Annotated in this window: 16 protein-coding genes; 12 read left to right on the top strand and 4 right to left on the bottom strand. The window is 71.6% G+C overall.

The window, feature by feature from the left end; genetic code table 11:
- The first annotated feature begins 68 nt into the window (after window positions 1-68).
- Window positions 69-1,391, top strand: coding sequence for an NRAMP family divalent metal transporter (locus tag NBT67_RS14020; protein WP_425498884.1), 1,323 nt, complete (start codon window positions 69-71; stop codon window positions 1,389-1,391).
- Window positions 1,388-1,945, top strand: coding sequence for a hypothetical protein (locus NBT67_RS14025; RefSeq protein WP_251342384.1), 558 nt, complete (start codon window positions 1,388-1,390; stop codon window positions 1,943-1,945). The genes NBT67_RS14020 and NBT67_RS14025 overlap by 4 nt, the downstream gene beginning before the upstream one ends.
- 34 nt (window positions 1,946-1,979) lie before the next feature.
- Here NBT67_RS14025 and NBT67_RS14030 read toward each other — a convergent pair whose 3' ends face one another.
- Complete coding sequence (locus NBT67_RS14030) at window positions 1,980-3,083, bottom strand: M20 family metallopeptidase (protein WP_251342385.1); 1,104 nt, start codon at window positions 3,081-3,083, stop codon at window positions 1,980-1,982.
- A 92-nt stretch (window positions 3,084-3,175) separates the two neighbouring features.
- On the opposite strand from NBT67_RS14030, the gene NBT67_RS14035 reads away from it, so the two are divergent.
- Window positions 3,176-5,038, top strand: a complete 1,863-nt coding sequence (locus NBT67_RS14035; protein WP_251342386.1) for a PINc/VapC family ATPase — start codon at window positions 3,176-3,178, stop codon at window positions 5,036-5,038.
- Here NBT67_RS14035 and NBT67_RS14040 read toward each other — a convergent pair.
- Window positions 5,035-5,319: a winged helix-turn-helix domain-containing protein gene (locus NBT67_RS14040; protein ID WP_251342387.1), complete on the bottom strand. Its 285-nt coding sequence runs from the start codon at window positions 5,317-5,319 to the stop codon at window positions 5,035-5,037. The genes NBT67_RS14035 and NBT67_RS14040 overlap by 4 nt on opposite strands.
- Window positions 5,320-5,425: 106 nt before the next feature.
- Between NBT67_RS14040 and NBT67_RS14045 the strand changes: the two genes are divergently transcribed.
- The 6 genes from NBT67_RS14045 (at window position 5,426) to pyrF (ending at window position 12,281) form a co-directional block, all read left to right on the top strand.
- Window positions 5,426-7,354, top strand: a complete 1,929-nt coding sequence (locus tag NBT67_RS14045; protein WP_251342388.1) for a protein kinase domain-containing protein — start codon at window positions 5,426-5,428, stop codon at window positions 7,352-7,354.
- Window positions 7,355-7,428: 74 nt separating this feature from the next.
- The gene (locus tag NBT67_RS14050; protein WP_251342389.1) at window positions 7,429-7,743 is read left to right on the top strand and encodes an EMC6-like membrane protein; all 315 of its coding nucleotides are present in this window, start codon (window positions 7,429-7,431) and stop codon (window positions 7,741-7,743) included.
- Between the two features lies 1 nt (window position 7,744).
- Window positions 7,745-9,574: a ribosome biogenesis/translation initiation ATPase RLI gene (locus tag NBT67_RS14055; protein WP_251342390.1), complete on the top strand. Its 1,830-nt coding sequence runs from the start codon at window positions 7,745-7,747 to the stop codon at window positions 9,572-9,574.
- 64 nt (window positions 9,575-9,638) lie between these two features.
- On the top strand, window positions 9,639-9,773 hold the full coding sequence (locus tag NBT67_RS18035) for a hypothetical protein (RefSeq protein WP_256474655.1): 135 nt from the start codon (window positions 9,639-9,641) through the stop codon (window positions 9,771-9,773).
- Between the two features lie 37 nt (window positions 9,774-9,810).
- Entirely contained in the window at window positions 9,811-11,343 is a 1,533-nt protein-coding gene (locus NBT67_RS14060) for an amidohydrolase (RefSeq protein ID WP_251342391.1), read from the top strand.
- Window positions 11,344-11,456: 113 nt separating this feature from the next.
- Entirely contained in the window at window positions 11,457-12,281 is an 825-nt protein-coding gene (gene pyrF, locus NBT67_RS14065; RefSeq protein WP_251342392.1) for an orotidine-5'-phosphate decarboxylase, read from the top strand.
- Here pyrF and NBT67_RS14070 read toward each other — a convergent pair whose 3' ends face one another.
- Together NBT67_RS14070 and NBT67_RS14075 are read right to left on the bottom strand one after the other, a co-directional pair.
- On the bottom strand, window positions 12,282-12,434 hold the full coding sequence (locus NBT67_RS14070) for a hypothetical protein (protein ID WP_251342393.1): 153 nt from the start codon (window positions 12,432-12,434) through the stop codon (window positions 12,282-12,284).
- A 26-nt stretch (window positions 12,435-12,460) separates the two neighbouring features.
- The gene (locus tag NBT67_RS14075; protein WP_251342394.1) at window positions 12,461-13,183 is read right to left on the bottom strand and encodes a DUF7847 domain-containing protein; all 723 of its coding nucleotides are present in this window, start codon (window positions 13,181-13,183) and stop codon (window positions 12,461-12,463) included.
- 110 nt (window positions 13,184-13,293) lie between these two features.
- Here NBT67_RS14075 and NBT67_RS14080 point away from each other — a divergent pair, with 110 nt between their 5' ends.
- From NBT67_RS14080 to NBT67_RS14090, 3 genes are all read left to right on the top strand, one after another.
- Complete coding sequence (locus NBT67_RS14080; RefSeq protein WP_251342395.1) at window positions 13,294-13,755, top strand: J domain-containing protein; 462 nt, start codon at window positions 13,294-13,296, stop codon at window positions 13,753-13,755.
- A 135-nt stretch (window positions 13,756-13,890) separates the two neighbouring features.
- Window positions 13,891-15,495, top strand: a complete 1,605-nt coding sequence (locus NBT67_RS14085) for a GTPBP1 family GTP-binding protein (RefSeq protein ID WP_251342396.1) — start codon at window positions 13,891-13,893, stop codon at window positions 15,493-15,495.
- 3 nt (window positions 15,496-15,498) lie between these two features.
- Complete coding sequence (locus tag NBT67_RS14090; protein ID WP_251342397.1) at window positions 15,499-16,407, top strand: M48 family metallopeptidase; 909 nt, start codon at window positions 15,499-15,501, stop codon at window positions 16,405-16,407.
- The last annotated feature ends 288 nt before the right edge of the window (window positions 16,408-16,695 follow it).

A 16,695-nucleotide genomic window follows, 5' to 3' on the forward strand; every position in this document is an offset into this window, starting at 1 on the left:
CCCGTGACGTCCCCGGGTGATACCACGGAGTGGTAACACCTATACGGGCGAGGCGACGACCGGGGTGCATGACCGACACGGACGTGGGCCGTTCGCCGGACGTCACCGCGCGGATCGAGGGGTACCTCTCCGAGATGGGGCCCTCGTGGGTCGCCGGCGCCATCGCGGCCGGCCCGGCGACCATCGCCAGCCTCGTCACCGCCGGGGCGGCGTTCGGCTACCAACTCCTGTGGGTGGTCGTCCTCTCCGCCGGCGCCGGGGCGCTCGCCCAGTATCTCGCGATGCGGCTCGGCCTCCTGACCGAGCGGGGCATCGTCGCCGTCGTCGAGGACCACCTCGGCGAGACCTGGGCGTGGCTGCTCGTCGCCGATGCGGTCGTCGCCGCCGGCGTGGCCCAACTCGTCATCATGAAGACCGTCGCCACCGTCTCCGCGACGATCACGGGCGTCGACGCCCGGATCTGGGGCGTCGCCTGGGCGCTCGTCCTCGCGGCCGGCCTCGCCGGCCGGGGGTATCGGTTCCTCGAACTCGCGGCGAAACTCCTCGTCTCGCTCGTGGTCGTCGCTTTCGTCGCCAGCCTGTTCGTCGTCCCCGTCAACGCCGGCGCGGCCGTCGCCGGTCTCGTCCCCAGCGTCCCCGCCGGCGGCGCCCTCGTCGCCGCGGGCATCCTCGGCGGCGCCGTCCACATCACCCTCATCACGATGCACTCCTACACGATGCGCTCGCGGGGCTGGACCCGCGACGACTACGACGCCGCCACCTTCGACGTCGGGGCGTCGATGCTCGTCGCCTTCGGGGTCTACTCCCTCGCCATCTTCCTCGTCACCGCCAGCGTCCTCACCTCCGGCGACCTCTCTGCCGTCGGCGCCGCCCAGGCGCTCGGCCCGCTGGTCGGTCCGAGCGCGGAGTGGCTGTTCCTGCTCGGCCTCTGGGGGGCCGCCGTCTCCACCCTCGGCGGCAACACCATCGTCCCGCCCTTCCTGCTGGCGGACAAACTCGGCTGGGGGACCACCATCGAGGACGACCGCTACCGCGGCCTCCTGGTCGCCGTCGCCCTCCTCTCCGCGCCCGGCGCGTTCATCGGCGGCGCCGTCCTCGGCCAGCTCGTCCTCGTCCTCGCGCTCGGGACGGTCGGAACCCCCTTCGCCATCGCCGTCGTCCTCTACCTGCTCAACTCGGGGGCCGTTCCGGACCGCAACTCGACGCTCGCGAACGCCGGCGGCGTCGCGCTCCTGCTGGTGACGGGCGCGCTCGCCGCCAACTTCGTCCGCGAGCAGGTCGCCGGCGGCGTCGGCTCCCTCTCCGGATTCGTCCTCGTCTTCGCCGTCGCCCTCGGCGTCGCCACGGTCGGCCTCGGCGGCAAGTACGCCCGCGACGAATTCGGCGCGTGACCGACGTCCCGCTCTCGGGGACGACCCTGATCGTCGGCCCCTCGAACGTCGGCAAGACCCGCCTGACGGCCGACGCGCTGACCGCGTGGCTCGACCGGGAGGGGACCGAGGGGGTCGTCGTCCTCGAGTTCGCCCCCGAGGTGGAGCGCGAGGACCGCGTCCTCGGCGGCCGCCTCGACCGCTTCGTCACCCCGCCGGCGGGCGTGTGGCGGGGCGTCCTCGACGCGCACGCGCCGCGGGCGACCGCCGACTCCGACGCCGAGGCGGCCGACCTCGCCGCCGACAACGCCCGCCGCGCCGCCGAACTCCTCGACGCCGCGCCCGCGGACCCCCGCGCCGTCTTCGTCAACGACGCCACCATCCCCTTCGGGACGCCCGACGCCGACCCGGCCCGCCTGCTCGACTACTGCGCCGGCGCCGAGGTGGCCGTCCTGAACGCGCTGGAGGCCGACGAAATCGTCGGCTCCGATCCCGTCTCGCGGGCGGAGCGCCGGACGCTGGCGGCCTTCCGCGAGCGCGCCGACCACGTGGTGCGACTGGACGGCGAGGCGTAGCGCCGTCCCGCGGCGAGCGCGTCGGCGAGGTGGATCACCCCACCAGCGCCTCGGCGACCCGCCGGTAGAGGCGCTCGCACCGGTCCAGAACCTCGACGTCGGCGCTCTCCGTGGCCGTGTGGGCCTCGCCCGGTTCGGCGGCGCCACAGACGACGCACGTGGTGCCGGCGGCCGCCAGCCACCCCGCGTCGGTGGCGTGGGGCTTGGCGACCCGCTCCGGCGTCCCGTCCTGGGCGTCCGTCGCCGCCGCGAGGACCGTCTCGGCGAAGGCGGCGTCGTCGCAGGCCATCGGGGGGAGGTCCTGATCGACGCGCCACTCGACGCCCGCGACGGACTCCACTCGCTCCAGGGCCACTCGCTCGCCGGGCACCGTCCGCTCGTCGACCGTCGCCTCGCAGGCCTCGGGGATCACGTTCCACGCCGACCCCCCCTCGATTTCGGTGACGGCGACGCTTCCCCGCAGTTCCTGCCCGAGGACCGTCGTCTCGGGGACGTCGAGGTCACGCACCACGTCGACGGCGTCGCAGGCGCGGTAGACGGCGTTCTCGCCCGCTTCGGGTTCGCTCGCGTGGGCGCTCTCGCCGCTCGCGTGGATCGTGCTCCCGCGTCGGCCCTTGTGGGCGACGGCGACGTCCGTCACGCCCGGCGCGGAGTAGCCCGTCGATCCCTCGCCGACGACGGCGTAGTCGGGGCGAAAGCCGTCGTCGATAGCGGCGCGGGCGCCCACGCCGCCCTCCTCCTCGCCGACGAAGGAGGCGAAGACGAGTTCGTCGACCGGGTCGGCGGGGGCGTCCGGCGACCCGAGGTCGGCGTCCCGGAATGCGACCATCGCCGCCGCGAGGCTGCCCTTCATGTCCGCGGTCCCGCGGCCGTACAGGCGCCCGTCGCGTTCCTCGATGGCGTACTCGCCGTCACTCGTCTGCTCGTCCGCCGGCGCCACGACGTCGTGGTGGCCGACGAGCGCGAGCGACCGGGGGCCCGATCCGCGCCGAGCGATCACGTTGCCGCTCCCGTCGCGCTCCACGGTCGCGTCCGTCTCCTCGCGGAGCCAGGATTCGATGGCGTCGCCGGCCGCCGATTCGTCCTCGTGGCTGGGGATCGAGACCAGCCGGCGCGTCAGATCCGGAACGTCGCTCATGGACGAGTCGTGTGGCGGCCGGCGCCTTATACCCGGCCGCTCGGCGGCCCCCGCTTGAATACCCTTATCCGTCTCGCCCCCCGAAATCGCCCATGAACGTCGTACCGGACACGAGCGCGGTCATCGACGGCCGCGTGTCCGAACGCGTCGAGTCGGGGGCCTACGAGGGGGCGACGGTCACCGTCCCCGAGGCCGTCGTCGGCGAACTCGAGTGGCAGGCGAACGAGGGCCACGACACCGGCTGGGAGGGCATCGAGGAGCTCCAGCGACTGGTCGAACTGGCCGACGAGGGCGCGGTGACCGTCGAGTACCACGGCCACCGCCCGGACGCCGGGCAGAAGCGGAGCGCGGACGAGGGCGAAATCGACGCCATCGTCCGCGACGCCGCCGCCGACCTCGGCGCCACGCTCCTGACGAGCGACGTCGTGCAGGCGGAGGTGAGTCGGGCGAAGGGCCTCGACGTGGAGTACGTCGAACCCCGCGGCCGCGACGCCGAGGGGCTGGAGATCGAGTCCTTCTTCGACGAGACGACGATGAGCGTCCACCTCCGCGCGGGGTCGAAGCCCAAGGCCAAGCGCGGCGAGATCGGCGACATGCACTACGAGGTCATCCGCGACGAGGTGACCACGGAGGCGGAGATGAAGGAGTTCGCCCACGACGTCGCGGAGACGGCGCGTGCCAGCCCCGACGGCTTCGTCGAACTCGACGAACCCGGCATGAGCATCGTCCAGTACCGCTCGTACCGCATCGCGGTCGCGCGCCCGCCCTTCGCCGACGGCTTCGAGATCACCGCCGTCCGCCCCATCGTCAAGACCGACCTGGAGGACTACGAGTTCGCCGAGGACCTCAAGGATCGGCTGCTGGAGCGCCAGCGCGGGGTCCTCATCTCGGGGGCGCCCGGCGCCGGCAAGTCCACGTTCGCCCAGGCGGTCGCGGAGTTCCTCTCCGACCACGACAACGCGGTCAAGACGATGGAGAAACCCCGCGACCTGCAGGTCGGCCCCGACATCACCCAGTACACGGCGCTCGGGGGCGACATGGCCAAGACCGCCGACTCCCTGCTGTTGGTCCGTCCGGACTACACCATCTACGACGAGGTGCGAAAGACCGACGACTTCGAGGTCTTTGCGGATATGCGCCTCGCCGGCGTCGGGATGGTCGGCGTCGTCCACGCCACCCGCGCCATCGACGCGCTCCAGCGACTGGTCGGCCGGGTCGAACTCGGCATGATCCCGCAGGTCGTCGACACGGTGGTGTTCATCGAGGCCGGCAGCGTCGACACCGTCTACGACGTGGAGACCGAGGTGAAGGTGCCCGAGGGCCTGACCGCCGAGGACCTCGCCCGTCCGGTCATCCAGATCACCGACTTCGAGACGGGCAAGCCGGCCTACGAGATCTACACGTTCAACCGACAGGTCGTGACCGTCCCCCTCGACGGCGACGAGGGAAGCGAGACGGGGGTCTCCCGCCTGGCGCGCAAGGAGGTCGAACGCGAGATTCGCTCCATCGCCCGCGGCCACGTCCAGGTCGAACTGAAGGGCGGGAACGAGGCCGTCGTCTACGTCGAGGAGGACGACATCTCCGCCGTGATCGGCAAGGGCGGCGGGCGGATCAGCGACGTCGAGGACCGCCTCGGCATCGACATCGACGTGCGGACGCTCGACGAACGGCCGTCCGGCGGTGGATCGGGCGGTGGCACTGGCACGGGTGGCGGCTCCCGGGACCGCGAGGGGACCGTCGTCACTCCCGAAGTCACCTCCAGACACGTCGTCGTCGACGCCGCCGACGCCGCGGAGGTGGGCCAGACCGTCGAGGTGCGGGCCGACGGCGACTACCTCTTCACCGCGACGGTGGGCCGTGGCGGGGAGATTCAGGTGTCACGCGGGAGCGCCATCGCGGACGAACTCGAGGACGCAATCGACCACAAACGGCGGATCACGGTCGTTCCGGCCTAGTCGCACTCGACGCAGGCGGCGTCGGCCTCGCCGCCCTCCTTCGACAGCGCCGCCTCGTTGAGCTGGTAGAGGTTCTGCCGCGCGTCGGCGAAGTAGACGTCCTCGTCGACGACGCCGATGTCCTCCAGCCGTTCGAGCGCATACCGGACCGTCCTGGCCGACAGCATCGACTCCTCGACGATCCCCTTCTGGGTCAGCGACCCGTTGTATTCGAGGACCTTGAAAACCAGTTTCGCGCTCGGGGGAAGGTCGTCCAGACCCTCCTCTTCAGTTCCAGCCATCGTGTAAGGAAAGCGGGGCCACCGGCATAAATGTTCACCGACCGGGGTGCCGGCGGCCACGCCCGCCTTTTATTATCGAACGGACACGAACGTCGGGTGGACACGGATGACGGACCCCGACGCGGACCCGCGGATTCCGGAACCGGTGTCGGCACCCGCACTCCCCGACTTCGAGTACGCCCACCTCGACGGCCGGGAGCGGATCGGCCGCGGCGGCGACGCCGACGTGTATCGTTCGTCGGTCACACACGACGGCGAGCGACACTGGGTCGCAGTCAAGGAACCGCGGTTCGACGGGACGGTCCACAGCCACCTCCTCGAGACGTTTCACGACGAGGCCGAGACTTGGAGTGCCCTCGACGACCATCCGAACGTCGTCACCGTCCACGCGTGGGACACGACGCCGGTGCCGTGGATCGCCCTCGAGTACGCCGGCGCCGGGACGCTCGCCGGTCGGCTCGGCGGGGTCGACCCCGCGGAGGCGCTGTGGGTCGGCGGCCGCGTCGCCGACGGCATCCGGCACGGACACCGCCGCGGCGTCGCCCACCTGGACGTCAAGCCGTCCAACGTCCTCCTGTTCGAGACCGGCCCGGGGACGTGGGACTACCCGAAGGTGACCGACTGGGGGCTCGCCGAACACCTGCTGGACCGCTCGGGCTCGGTCGGTGGGTTCTCGCCGCGGTACGCCGCCCCCGAACAGTTCGACGCCGAGCGGTTCGGCGACCCCGACGATTACACCGACGTCTACCAACTCGGCGCGCTCGTCTACGCGCTACTGACGGGACGACCGCCGTTCGAGGGGGGTGACGCCCCGGTCACGCGGGAGCGGTTACACGGTCGCCCCGAGCCGCCGTCGGCGGTCGTCCCCGCTCTCCCCCCGGCCGTCGACGACGCCGTGTTGCGGGCGCTGGCGCCGGCGAAAGCCGACCGGTACGAGACGGTCGTCGGCTTCCGGAAGGAACTGGACCGGCTGTTCGAGGCGGTCGCGTCCGGGACCGACGGAGCGGCCAGCGGGACGGGGGCGCCGGGGGGTGGTCCCGCTCCGTCCGCACCCACCGACCCCGACGACGGAGGGACCGGGTCGGCGACCCCGACCCGCCGCACGGCGCTCGGGGTGCTCGGTGCGGGCGTCCTCGGCCTCGGTGGTTGGTGGCTCTCGACCGACGACGGGGCTACGGGACCCGCCCCCTCCCCGGACGGCTCGACCGGGGACCCGTCCTCGGCGTCCGCCGACGCCACGGACGGGGCGACCGGCGGCGACGCGACGACGACGCCGCGCGGGACGGCCACCCGTACGGCGACCCCGGGAGCCGACCCGGTCTCGGCTTCGGTAGCCACCGACCAGTTGACGAGTCGCTGGCCCCTCCGGAGCGGCTTTCGGGACGCCGTCGGCGACAACCACGCCGAGGCCCGGCGCGGCGAGGCGGCGTTCGGGCAGTTCGACGGCCGCCCCGCCGCGGCGTTCGACGGGTCGGTCGGTGTCATCGTCTCCTCGGGGGCACACGCCGAGTTGAGCATTCTCTCCCCCGACCACGGCCCGGGAACCGTTGCGACCTGGGTCTACTTCGACCGCCCGACCGGCGCCCGAGACGCCGACGGCACGTCCCCGATCCACCACCTCTTCCGGAAGGACGCGGAGTACAACCTCTCGGCCCGTCCCGCGGACGCCGCCGGCGCGGTGGAACTCACCTTCACGGTCTCCGGCCAGAGCGGCAGCAGGTACGCGACGGTCGACCGGACCGACGACGACCTCGTCGTGTCGACCCGCGAGTGGCACCACGTCGCGTTCGTCGCCGTCCCCAACGGCTCGCTGACCGCCTACGTCGACGGCGCTCGCCGGTTCCACGACGACGGGATGGACGCCGCCAGTCCGACGAACTCGTCGTACTGGGCACAGGAGACCATCGGCAGTTGGTACGGCACCGAGTCGCCCGCGTGGTACGACCTGCTGGTTGGAAAGCTGGCGGACCTGCGAATCTACGGCACCGCGCTGTCGGGCGACCAGGTGTCGCGGCTGTACGCGAACACGTCCTGAGAGGCGCGGGTACACGGCGCCGCCGGGTTCCCCGTATCGAACGCCTTTTGATGCCCGGTGCCGGAGGGTTCCGTATGGCTACGGAAACGCAGACGGGACTCACGGGACACGTCCGTGGGGTGACCGTCACCACGCTCGCCTGCCTCGGCGGCCTCCTCGCCGCGGTCGCCGCGGGCGTCGTCGTCGGGACCGGCCCCGAAGCGGCGAGTGACGTTCGGGCGCTCGCCTTTCTGGTGGCCGCCGTCGCCGGCCAGTACCCACTGCTGAAGGCCGTCGGCGTCGACGTCTCCGACTTCGGCGCCAAGGACCACCTCTACATCGCGTTCATGACGTTCTCGCTCTGGTTCATCACGTTCGCGATCCTCCTCACCACCGGCGCCTCCCTCTAACATGGCCGACGACAGCATCGCGGTCGTCGACCTGGACCGGTGTCAGCCCGACCGCTGCAACTACGAGTGTGCGAACTTCTGTCCCCCCAACCGGACGGGCGAGGAGTGCATCGTCACGCTGGAGGAGCGCCACGGCGACCCGGACCTCTACGACGGCGGCCCCGACCAGATCAGCATCTCCGAGGAGCTCTGTCTCGGCGAGACCTGCGGCATCTGCGTCGAGAAGTGCCCTTTCGACGCCATCGAGATCATCAACCTCCCCTCCGAACTGAACGACGATCCGGTCCACCGCTACGGCGAGAACGCCTTCGCGCTGTACGGCCTCCCGGTGCCCGAGTCGGGGACGGTCACCGGGCTGCTCGGCCCGAACGGCATCGGGAAGTCCACCGCGGTCCACGCCCTCGCGGGCGAGATGGTCCCCAACCTCGGTCGGTACGACGACGAACCGGGGTGGGAGACGGTGCTGGACCGCTACCGCGGGACGGCGCTCCAGAGCTACCTCGAACGCCTGATGAACGACGAGGTGCGCGTCGCCCGCAAACCCCAGTACGTCGACCGGATCCCGGACCAGTTCGACGGCGAGACCCGCGAGTTGCTGGCGGGCACCGACGAACGGGGCGTCGTCGACGAACTCGTCGACCGCCTGTCGATCCGGCCGGTGATGGGCCAGTCCATCGACACGCTGTCGGGCGGCGAACTCCAGCGGGTCGCCCTCGCGGCGACGCTGGCCCGCGACGCCGACTTCTACTTCCTCGACGAGATCACTCCCTACCTCGACATCGGGCAGCGCGTCGCGGCGGCCCGACTCGTCCGCGAACTCGCCGACGAGGAGGACCGCTCGATGCTCGTGGTCGAACACGACCTGGCCGTCCTCGACCTGCTGGCCGATCGCCTCCACGTCGCCTACGGCGAACCGGGGGCGTACGGCGTCGTCACCGACCCGAAGTCCGTCCGCAACGGCATCAACGAGTACCTCCGGGGCTACCTCGACAACGAGAACATGCGCATCCGCCCCGACGAGATCACGTTCGAGGAACACGCCCCCCGACAGTCGACCACCGGATCGCCGCTGATCGACTACCCCGACCTGACGAAATCCTACGGCGAGGGCGAGTTCTCGCTGTCCGTCGACGGCGGGACCATCTACGAGAGCGAGGTGCTGGGCGTCGTCGGGCCGAACGGCATCGGCAAGTCGACGCTCGCGAAACTGTTCGCGGGCTCGCTGGACCCCGACGAGGGCGACCTGGAGTTCCGCCTCGACATCGCGTACAAACCGCAGTACGTCGAGGTGGATCAGCCGATGCGGGTCGACACCTTCCTCTCCTCGATCACCGACGACTTCGGCACCTCCTTCTGGAACACGGAGATCGCGAAGCCCCTGCAACTGGAGCGGATCATGGAACAGCAGTTGACGGACCTCTCGGGCGGGGAGCGCCAGCGGGTCGCCATCGCGGCCTGTCTCTCGGAGGACGCCGACCTCTACGTGCTGGACGAACCCTCCGCACATCTCGACGTCGAGCAACGGGTGCAGGCCACCACCGCGATCCGGCGCTACGCCGAGAACCACGACGCCACCGCGATGGTCATCGACCACGACATCTACATGATCGACCTGCTGGCCGACCGCCTGATGGTGTTCGACGGCGAACCCGCCGCGCACGGTCACGCCTCGACGCCACAGGACATGCGCTCGGGCATGAACGACTTCCTCGCGGACCTCGACATCACGTTCCGGCGCGACGAGCGGACGGGCCGCCCCCGAATCAACAAGCCCGACAGCCAACTCGACCGGGAGCAGAAGCGACAGGGCGAGTACTACTACGCGCCGTAGGCGGTTGCGCGCGGTTCGCACACGACCGCTTCGGGGGTTTGTCGCTCCGGTCGAACGTCCGACCATGGCCGCCACCACCGACGCCGACGCCGACGCCGACGCCGAGGAGGAAGACCTCACGCGACCCCGGTTCCGGGGCTGCGTGTTCTGTTACGGCGCCGAGTGGATCGCCTACGGCGTCCGGAGACTGCGGCGGTAGGGACAAGCGTTACGTCACTCGCCCGCGGCCATCCGGCATGACCGATGCCGTCGACCTCCTCCTGACGGACGCGGAGGTCCACACGCTGGCGCGCCCCGACGAGACGGCCGAGGCGGTCGCCGTCCGCGACGGCCGGATCGTCCGCGTCGGCGACGCCTACGAACTCGACTTTCTCGCGGGCGTCGACACCCGGGTCGTCGACCTGGACGGTCGCGTCCTCCTGCCCGGCTTCGTCGACGCCCACACCCACCTAGAGGTGGTGGGCCGAACGCTGGTCAACGCCGACCTCTCGGCGGCGGAGAGCCGGGCCGAGGCGCTCGACGCCCTCCGGGAACGCGCCGCCGCCGTCGACGCCGGCGACCCGGTCCTCGGGTTCGGCTACGACGAGAGCGCGTGGGGGGAGCACGACTACCTCACCCGGACTGCCCTCGACGCCGTCGACGCCGCGGGCCCCGTCGTCGCCGTCCGCGAGGACCTCCACGTCGTCTCGCTGGACTCGACCGCGCTGGAGCGGTTCGGCGACGACCTGCCCGAATCGAGCGTCCGCCGCGAGGGCGGCGAGCCGACGGGCGTGGTCGTCGAGCGGGGGGCGGCGGCGGTCCTCGACGCCCTCGCGCCGGACGAGTCGGGGACCGAGTCACTCCTCCGGGCCGCGCAGGCGTACGCGAACGAGCAGGGGGTCACGGCGGTTCACGACATGGTGCGGCGCTCGCACGCGCCGGCGGTGTACCGCGACCTCGCCGCCGCCGACGAGTTGACGCTGCGGGTCCGCCTCAACTACTGGGCGGACCACCTCGACGCCCTCGTCGAGACGGGGCTGCGGACCGGCCACGGCGACGGCCTGGTCCGGGTGGGGGCGATCAAGACGTTCACCGACGGCAGCATCGGTGGGCGGACGGCGAGGCTCTCGGACCCCTACGCGGACGCCCCGGACGAACGCGGCGAGTGGACCGTGCCGCCCGCCGAGTTCCGGGCGTTGCTCGACGACGCGGAGGCGGCGGGCTTCCAGGTCGCCGCCCACGCCATCGGCGACGAGGCGGTCGACGAGGTGGTGGCCGCCCTCGGCGACGCCGACGACCCCGCCGGCGCCCGCCACCGGATCGAACACGCGGAACTCGCGAGCGACGAGGCCATCGACCGGATGGCGGATTTGGGCGTCGTCGCCTCGGTCCAGCCCAACTTCCACCGCTGGGCGGGGGAGTCGGGGCTGTACGCCGACCGCCTCGGTGACCGGCGGACCGGGACGAACCGGCTCGGTGCGCTCGCGGACGCGGGCGTCCACCTCGCGTTCGGGAGCGACTGCATGCCCCTCGATCCGCTCGCCGGCGTCGCGCACGCCGTCGGCGCGCCGACCGAGTCCCAGCGGCTCGGCGTGACCGAGGCGCTGCGGGCGTACACCCTCGGCGGCGCCTACGCGGGGTTCGACGAGGGGAGGCTGGGGACGGTCGAACCGGGCAAGCGCGCGGATCTGGTCGCCCTCGACGAGTCGCCGTGGGAGAGCGACGACATCGCGGCCGTCGACGTGTCGCTGACCGTCGTCGACGGCGCGGTGGTGTACGACGGACGATAACCCTCATACGGAGTATTGTACCTGGTTACCGCTGGTTCGCCGGATCGTCTCGGCGAACCACCGGTACTGGGTTATAATAAACCGTATAACTCCGCGCCCCGACCAGTCCACCCATGACCGCCTTCTTCGACCGCCTGCGCGAGCGGATCGACCGCGTCGACAGCGTCGTCTCCGTCGGCCTCGACGCCGACCCGGATCGGATCCCCGACTTCCTCGCCGACCGTGACCTGCCGCGCTGGGCGTTCAACCGCCGGATCATCGACGCCACCCACGAGCACGCCGCCTGCTACAAGCCCAACGCCGCGTTCTACGAGGACGCCGACGGCTGGCGGGCGCTGCGGGAGACGGTGGCCTACGCGCACGGCAAGGACGTCCCGGTCCTGCTCGACGCCAAGCGCGCCGACATCGGCAACACCTCCCGGCGGTACGCGGACCTGCTCGACGCCGCGGACGCGATCACCGTCAACCCCTACATGGGTCGGGACTCGCTGGAGCCGTTCCTCTCCCGCGAGGAGGCGGGCGTGTTCGTCCTCTGTCGCACCTCGAACCCGGGTGGCGCGGACCTCCAGGACCTCGAACTCGCCTCGGGCGAACCGGTCTACCGGCGGGTGGCGGCGCTCGCGGACCTGTGGAACGAGAACGGAAACGTGGGGCTGGTCGTCGGCGCGACGGCGCCCGAGGAACTGGAGACGCTGCGGGCCGAGGTGCCCGACCTCCCCTTCCTGGTCCCCGGCGTGGGCGCACAGGGCGGCGACGCCGAGGCCGCCGTGGAGTACGGCCTCGCGGACGGGGTGGGCCTCGTCAACTCCTCGCGGGGGATCATCTTCGCCGGTGAGCAGGGCTCCCGTTCGCAGTCCGGGGACGCCGAGGCCGCCTACTTCGGAGCCGCGGGCGAGGCGGCGAAGCGACTCAAGGCGCGCCTCAACGAGTACCGGTAATCAGGCGCCCCCGCCGCGGGCCCGCGCGGCACAGGTCGAACACAGTCCGGTCGCCCGGTCGTAGTGGTCGGCACAGACCGACGCCCCGCAGCCGTCGCAGGTGTGACTGGCCGTCGCCGCCTCACACACCTGACAGATGGTCGTCACGCTCATGCGAGGGTGTACGGCGCTTCGCGGCTTCAGGCTGTGGGTCGGCTCCGGAGCTGGTCGAAGGCCGCCGCCACGGCCGCGACGTTGTACATCGTCATCGGCGCGACGAGGACGGCGGCCAGCAGGGGCGTCAGGCTCCCGAGGCCGGCGAGCGAGAGGGCGACGTTCACGGCGCCGAAGGCGACGCCGATCACGAGGCCGACGGCCGCGACGACGAGGACGAGGCCGAGGATCGACCAGCGGTTGCCGCGGGCGAGCGCCCAGCTTCGGCGCATCGCGGTGACGAAGTTCTCGCCCTCGACGGCGACGAACATCGCCATGAACACCAGCCCGACGAGCAGGACCAGACCGGGGAGGAGCAGGAGTGCGAAGCCGACCGTGAGGAGGACGGTGGTCACGAGGCCGCCGACGAGGAGGTTGGCGACGGCCCACGCCACCCCGTCGGTCCAGAACTCGCCGGGGATGGCGTCGCGCTCCCCGGCGACGAAGGTGCGGATGGCCACGACGCTCAGGTACGTGAGCACGAGCAGGCAGGCCGCGACGACGGCCGCCGCGGCCGGCAGCGGAAGGGCGACGGGGGCGGGGATTTCGGCGTCGAGGCCCGCACGCGCGTAGAGCGCGTTCATCAGGACGTTGAAGCCGGTCTGGTAGACGGCGTACAGGACGAGGTAGCCGACGGTGAGGAGCGCGCCGGTGCGGCTGGCGAGCCGATAGCCGCCGCTCTTCAGGGCGGCGCCGACGTGGAGGGACATATCGATTTCCCCTCGTCGGCGAATCGCCCTGAACCTTTCGCCGCGTCGCGCGCTCGGCGACGGCCGCCCCGGGCGAGACGCTTACAACGGTGGGCGACCGACTCGGTGACGTGGACCGGGATCGACTCGTGCTCGGCCTGGCGGCGGTGTTCGCCGGCGTCACCGTGGTACTGGTGGTGCTCGCCTTCGTCAGGCAGCTGTTCCTGCTGTTTCTGGCCCTGCCCTTCGCGGCGACGACGTACATCATGTGGACCCACGCGACGGGCCGACTGGCGGAGCGCACCCGGCGACGGGCCCGGCGGACACCCCCCGGCGGCTTCGGCGCGACGGCCGGCGGGGCGTCGGGACCGTTTGAGGGGTCGGGTGGCCGTCGGACCGCCGGTACCGCCTCCGACGCCGGCCAGAGCCGCCGGGAGGCCTACGAGACGCTGGGGCTCGATCCGGGCGCGAGCGACGACGCGGTGCGTCGCGCCTACCGGACGAAGGTCAAGGAGGTCCATCCCGACACCGAGGGCGGCGACGAGGAGGCGTTCAAGCGGGTCAACCGCGCCTACGAGACGCTCACCGACTGACCCGGAGTCGCCGTCTCCCGCCGCCCGTCCGGCGGCCCGCCGGGATCCGGTCGCGGCACCCCCTCCGGGACACCGTGTGACAACAATACCCATACGACGGAAAGCGTTTTGCCGAGTCGTCGCCTATCACGCCCCATGACCGCCGATCGGGCCCTGCTCGACCGGGCCCTCGAGCGCGGCGAGGAGGAGGGCGGCCCAATCGAGTTCAAGGAGCGTCTCTCCCGGGACGTCCACCTCGTCGATGGGCGGATGGAGAGCCTGGCGGCGCAGTTGCGCCACCGGGTGTTGTCGGGCGACGGCGAGGCCACCTACGTCGTCGGCGTCACGGACGACGGCCACGTGGCCGGCATCGAACCGGCGTCGTTCTCCGAGTCGATGGACGTTCTCTCCCTGCTCGCCGAGGAGGCGGGCGCCCACATCGAGGACGTGGAGACGTGGGGCGTGGGTCGCGAGGACGAGAACGGGCTGGTGGGCGTGGCGACGATCCGCGAGGGGGCCATCCTCGACACCGACGACACCCACATCGTCGTCGGCACCGCCGGTCACGTCGACCACGGCAAGAGCACGCTCGTCGGCACCCTGGTGACGGGACAGGCCGACGACGGCGAGGGCGGCACCCGTTCGTATCTCGACGTCCAGCCCCACGAGGTCGAACGCGGCCTCTCGGCCGACCTCTCGTATGCGGTGTACGGGTTCGACGGCGACGGCCCGGTGCGGATGGACAACCCCCACCGGAAGTCGGACCGTGCCCGCGTCGTCGAGGAGTCGGATCGGCTGGTCTCGTTCGTCGACACGGTGGGTCACGAGCCGTGGCTCCGGACGACCATCCGGGGGCTGGTCGGGCAGAAACTCGACTACGGCCTCCTGACCGTCGCCGCCGACGACGGCCCAACCAAGACCACCCGGGAACACCTCGGCATCCTGCTCGCGACGGAACTGCCGACGATGGTCGCCATCACGAAGACGGACCTCGTGGGCGAGGAGCGCGTCCAGGAGGTCGAACGCGCCGTCGAACGGCTCCTCCGCGACGTCGAGGAGACGCCGCTCCGGATCGAGCGCCACGGGGTGAGCGCCGCCGCCGAGGAGATCGGCGACGTGGTGCCGGTCCTCCGGACCAGCGCCGTCGCGGGTACGGGGCTTGACGCCCTCGACGACCTGTTCGAGCGCCTGCCCAAGACCACCGGCGGCGGCGGCGACTTCCGCATGTACATCGACCGGACGTACTCCGTGACCGGCGTCGGCGCCGTCGCCTCCGGCACCGTCAACTCCGGGACCGTCGAGGCCGGCGACGACCTCCTCCTCGGGCCGATGACCGACGGCTCCTTCCGCGAGGTGGAGGTGCGCTCCATCGAGATGCATTACCACCGGGTCGACCGGGCCGAGGCCGGGCGCATCGTCGGCATCGCGCTCAAGGGGGTCGCCGAGGCCGAGATCGAGCGCGGGATGGTCCTCCTGCCCGCGGACGCCGACCCCACGCCCGTCCGCGAGTTCGAGGCCGAGGTGGTCGTCCTCAACCACCCCACCCGGATCGGGACGGGGTACGAACCCGTCGTCCACCTGGAGACGATCAGCGAGGCGGCCGTCTTCCGACCCGAGGGCGGTCACCTCCTCCCCGGAGACCGCGGGACCACGGCGATCGAGTTCAAGTTCCGCCCCTACCTGATCGAGGAGGGACAGCGGTTCGTCTTCCGCGAGGGGCGAAGCAAGGGCGTCGGCACCGTCACCGCCGTCTCCGAGTAGGGGATGCGACGGTCCGGTCAGATCCTCCTCGCGCTGCTGGCCGTCCTCACCCTCCTCGCCTACGGGACGCTGGCCCTGCTCACCTACTGGGCGCTGCTGGTCCTGTGGGCCCGGCGCCCCGACCCGGTCGTCACCGTCGTCCTCGGGGCCGCCCTGACCCTCGCCCTCGGCTACGCGAGCTATCGGCTGGGGACCGCCCGGATCCGCTACGCCCTCGACGCCGACGAACTGCCGCGGTCGGCGGCGCCGGAACTCCATCGGCGGGTCGAGACCCTCGCGGACCGCCTGGGCGTCGCGCCGCCGCGCCTGCTCGTCGCCCCGATGCCACAGCCCAACGCGCTCGCCCTCGGCGGCGCCCGCGACGGCGACGTGGTGCTCGCCCGGTCGCTGTTCTCGCTGCTGACCGCCGCGGAACTGGAGGCCATCGTCGCCCACGAACTCGCACACCTGAAGGGACGGGACAGCCTGGTCAAGACCCTCGGCTACAGCCTGGTCCGCACGGTCACCGGGGTGGTCTGGCTCCTCGTCCTGCCGCTCGCCTTGCTCGTCGGGGGCGTCGCCCGTGCGCTCGCGCTCCTCCGCGGCGACGACCCCGTGCAGTTCCGCCGCACCGTCCGCGTCGCCGACGCCGCGATGACGAGCCTCGTCGCCGTGTGCCTGTTCGCGCTCACCGCCGTCGTGCAGGCGTACTCGCGACACCGGGAGTACGCGGCCGACGACGCCGCCGCGCGGCTGACGGGGTCCCTGGCGCTGGCGAGCGCGCTGGAGAAGATCGACCGCGCGGCGACCCCCGACGGCGTGCTGTCGCCGCTGCTCGTCCACGGCGACGAGGAAGGACCGGTCACCGACCTGCTGGCGTCGCATCCGCCGATGACCGAGCGGATCGAGCGGCTCCGACGGCGGCGCGACTGAGGACAACGTCCCCCGCCCGCGACGGCGGGCGTGGTCGCCCCTCGACGGCCCGCCGGTCGGGCGCCACCTCTGTCCGCCCTCCCGCCGGTCGGCTGTCGTCCACGCGGATATCGGATCCGGCGTATGAGGCCTCGACACCCGATATTTTTGCCTTCAGGGAGACACGCGGAAAAAAATGTGAGATTAGATAAGTTAGATACACAAAGTATTTACCTTATCTGAGTAACAGATCCAGACACCCCTACCAGTGGTCTGGCCGTCCCCGGTCGGGCCACGAACCCGGCATGA

This window comes from Haloplanus sp. GDY1 (assembly GCF_023703775.1).
Taxonomy (GTDB): Archaea; Halobacteriota; Halobacteria; order Halobacteriales; family Haloferacaceae; genus Haloplanus; species Haloplanus halophilus.

Excerpts from the sequence above, each read along its gene's own strand:
- NBT67_RS14020 (WP_425498884.1), top strand. The coding sequence starts at position 69 with ATGACCGACACGGACGTGGGCCGTTCGCCGGACGTCACCGCGCGGATC.
- NBT67_RS14030 (WP_251342385.1), bottom strand. The coding sequence starts at position 3,083 with ATGAGCGACGTTCCGGATCTGACGCGCCGGCTGGTCTCGATCCCCAGC.
- NBT67_RS14035 (WP_251342386.1), top strand. The coding sequence starts at position 3,176 with ATGAACGTCGTACCGGACACGAGCGCGGTCATCGACGGCCGCGTGTCC.
- NBT67_RS14040 (WP_251342387.1), bottom strand. The coding sequence starts at position 5,319 with ATGGCTGGAACTGAAGAGGAGGGTCTGGACGACCTTCCCCCGAGCGCG.
- NBT67_RS14045 (WP_251342388.1), top strand. The coding sequence starts at position 5,426 with ATGACGGACCCCGACGCGGACCCGCGGATTCCGGAACCGGTGTCGGCA.
- NBT67_RS14050 (WP_251342389.1), top strand. The coding sequence starts at position 7,429 with ATGGCTACGGAAACGCAGACGGGACTCACGGGACACGTCCGTGGGGTG.
- NBT67_RS14055 (WP_251342390.1), top strand. The coding sequence starts at position 7,745 with ATGGCCGACGACAGCATCGCGGTCGTCGACCTGGACCGGTGTCAGCCC.
- NBT67_RS18035 (WP_256474655.1), top strand. The coding sequence starts at position 9,639 with ATGGCCGCCACCACCGACGCCGACGCCGACGCCGACGCCGAGGAGGAA.
- NBT67_RS14060 (WP_251342391.1), top strand. The coding sequence starts at position 9,811 with ATGACCGATGCCGTCGACCTCCTCCTGACGGACGCGGAGGTCCACACG.
- pyrF (WP_251342392.1), top strand. The coding sequence starts at position 11,457 with ATGACCGCCTTCTTCGACCGCCTGCGCGAGCGGATCGACCGCGTCGAC.
- NBT67_RS14070 (WP_251342393.1), bottom strand. The coding sequence starts at position 12,434 with ATGAGCGTGACGACCATCTGTCAGGTGTGTGAGGCGGCGACGGCCAGT.
- NBT67_RS14075 (WP_251342394.1), bottom strand. The coding sequence starts at position 13,183 with ATGTCCCTCCACGTCGGCGCCGCCCTGAAGAGCGGCGGCTATCGGCTC.
- NBT67_RS14085 (WP_251342396.1), top strand. The coding sequence starts at position 13,891 with ATGACCGCCGATCGGGCCCTGCTCGACCGGGCCCTCGAGCGCGGCGAG.
- NBT67_RS14090 (WP_251342397.1), top strand. The coding sequence starts at position 15,499 with ATGCGACGGTCCGGTCAGATCCTCCTCGCGCTGCTGGCCGTCCTCACC.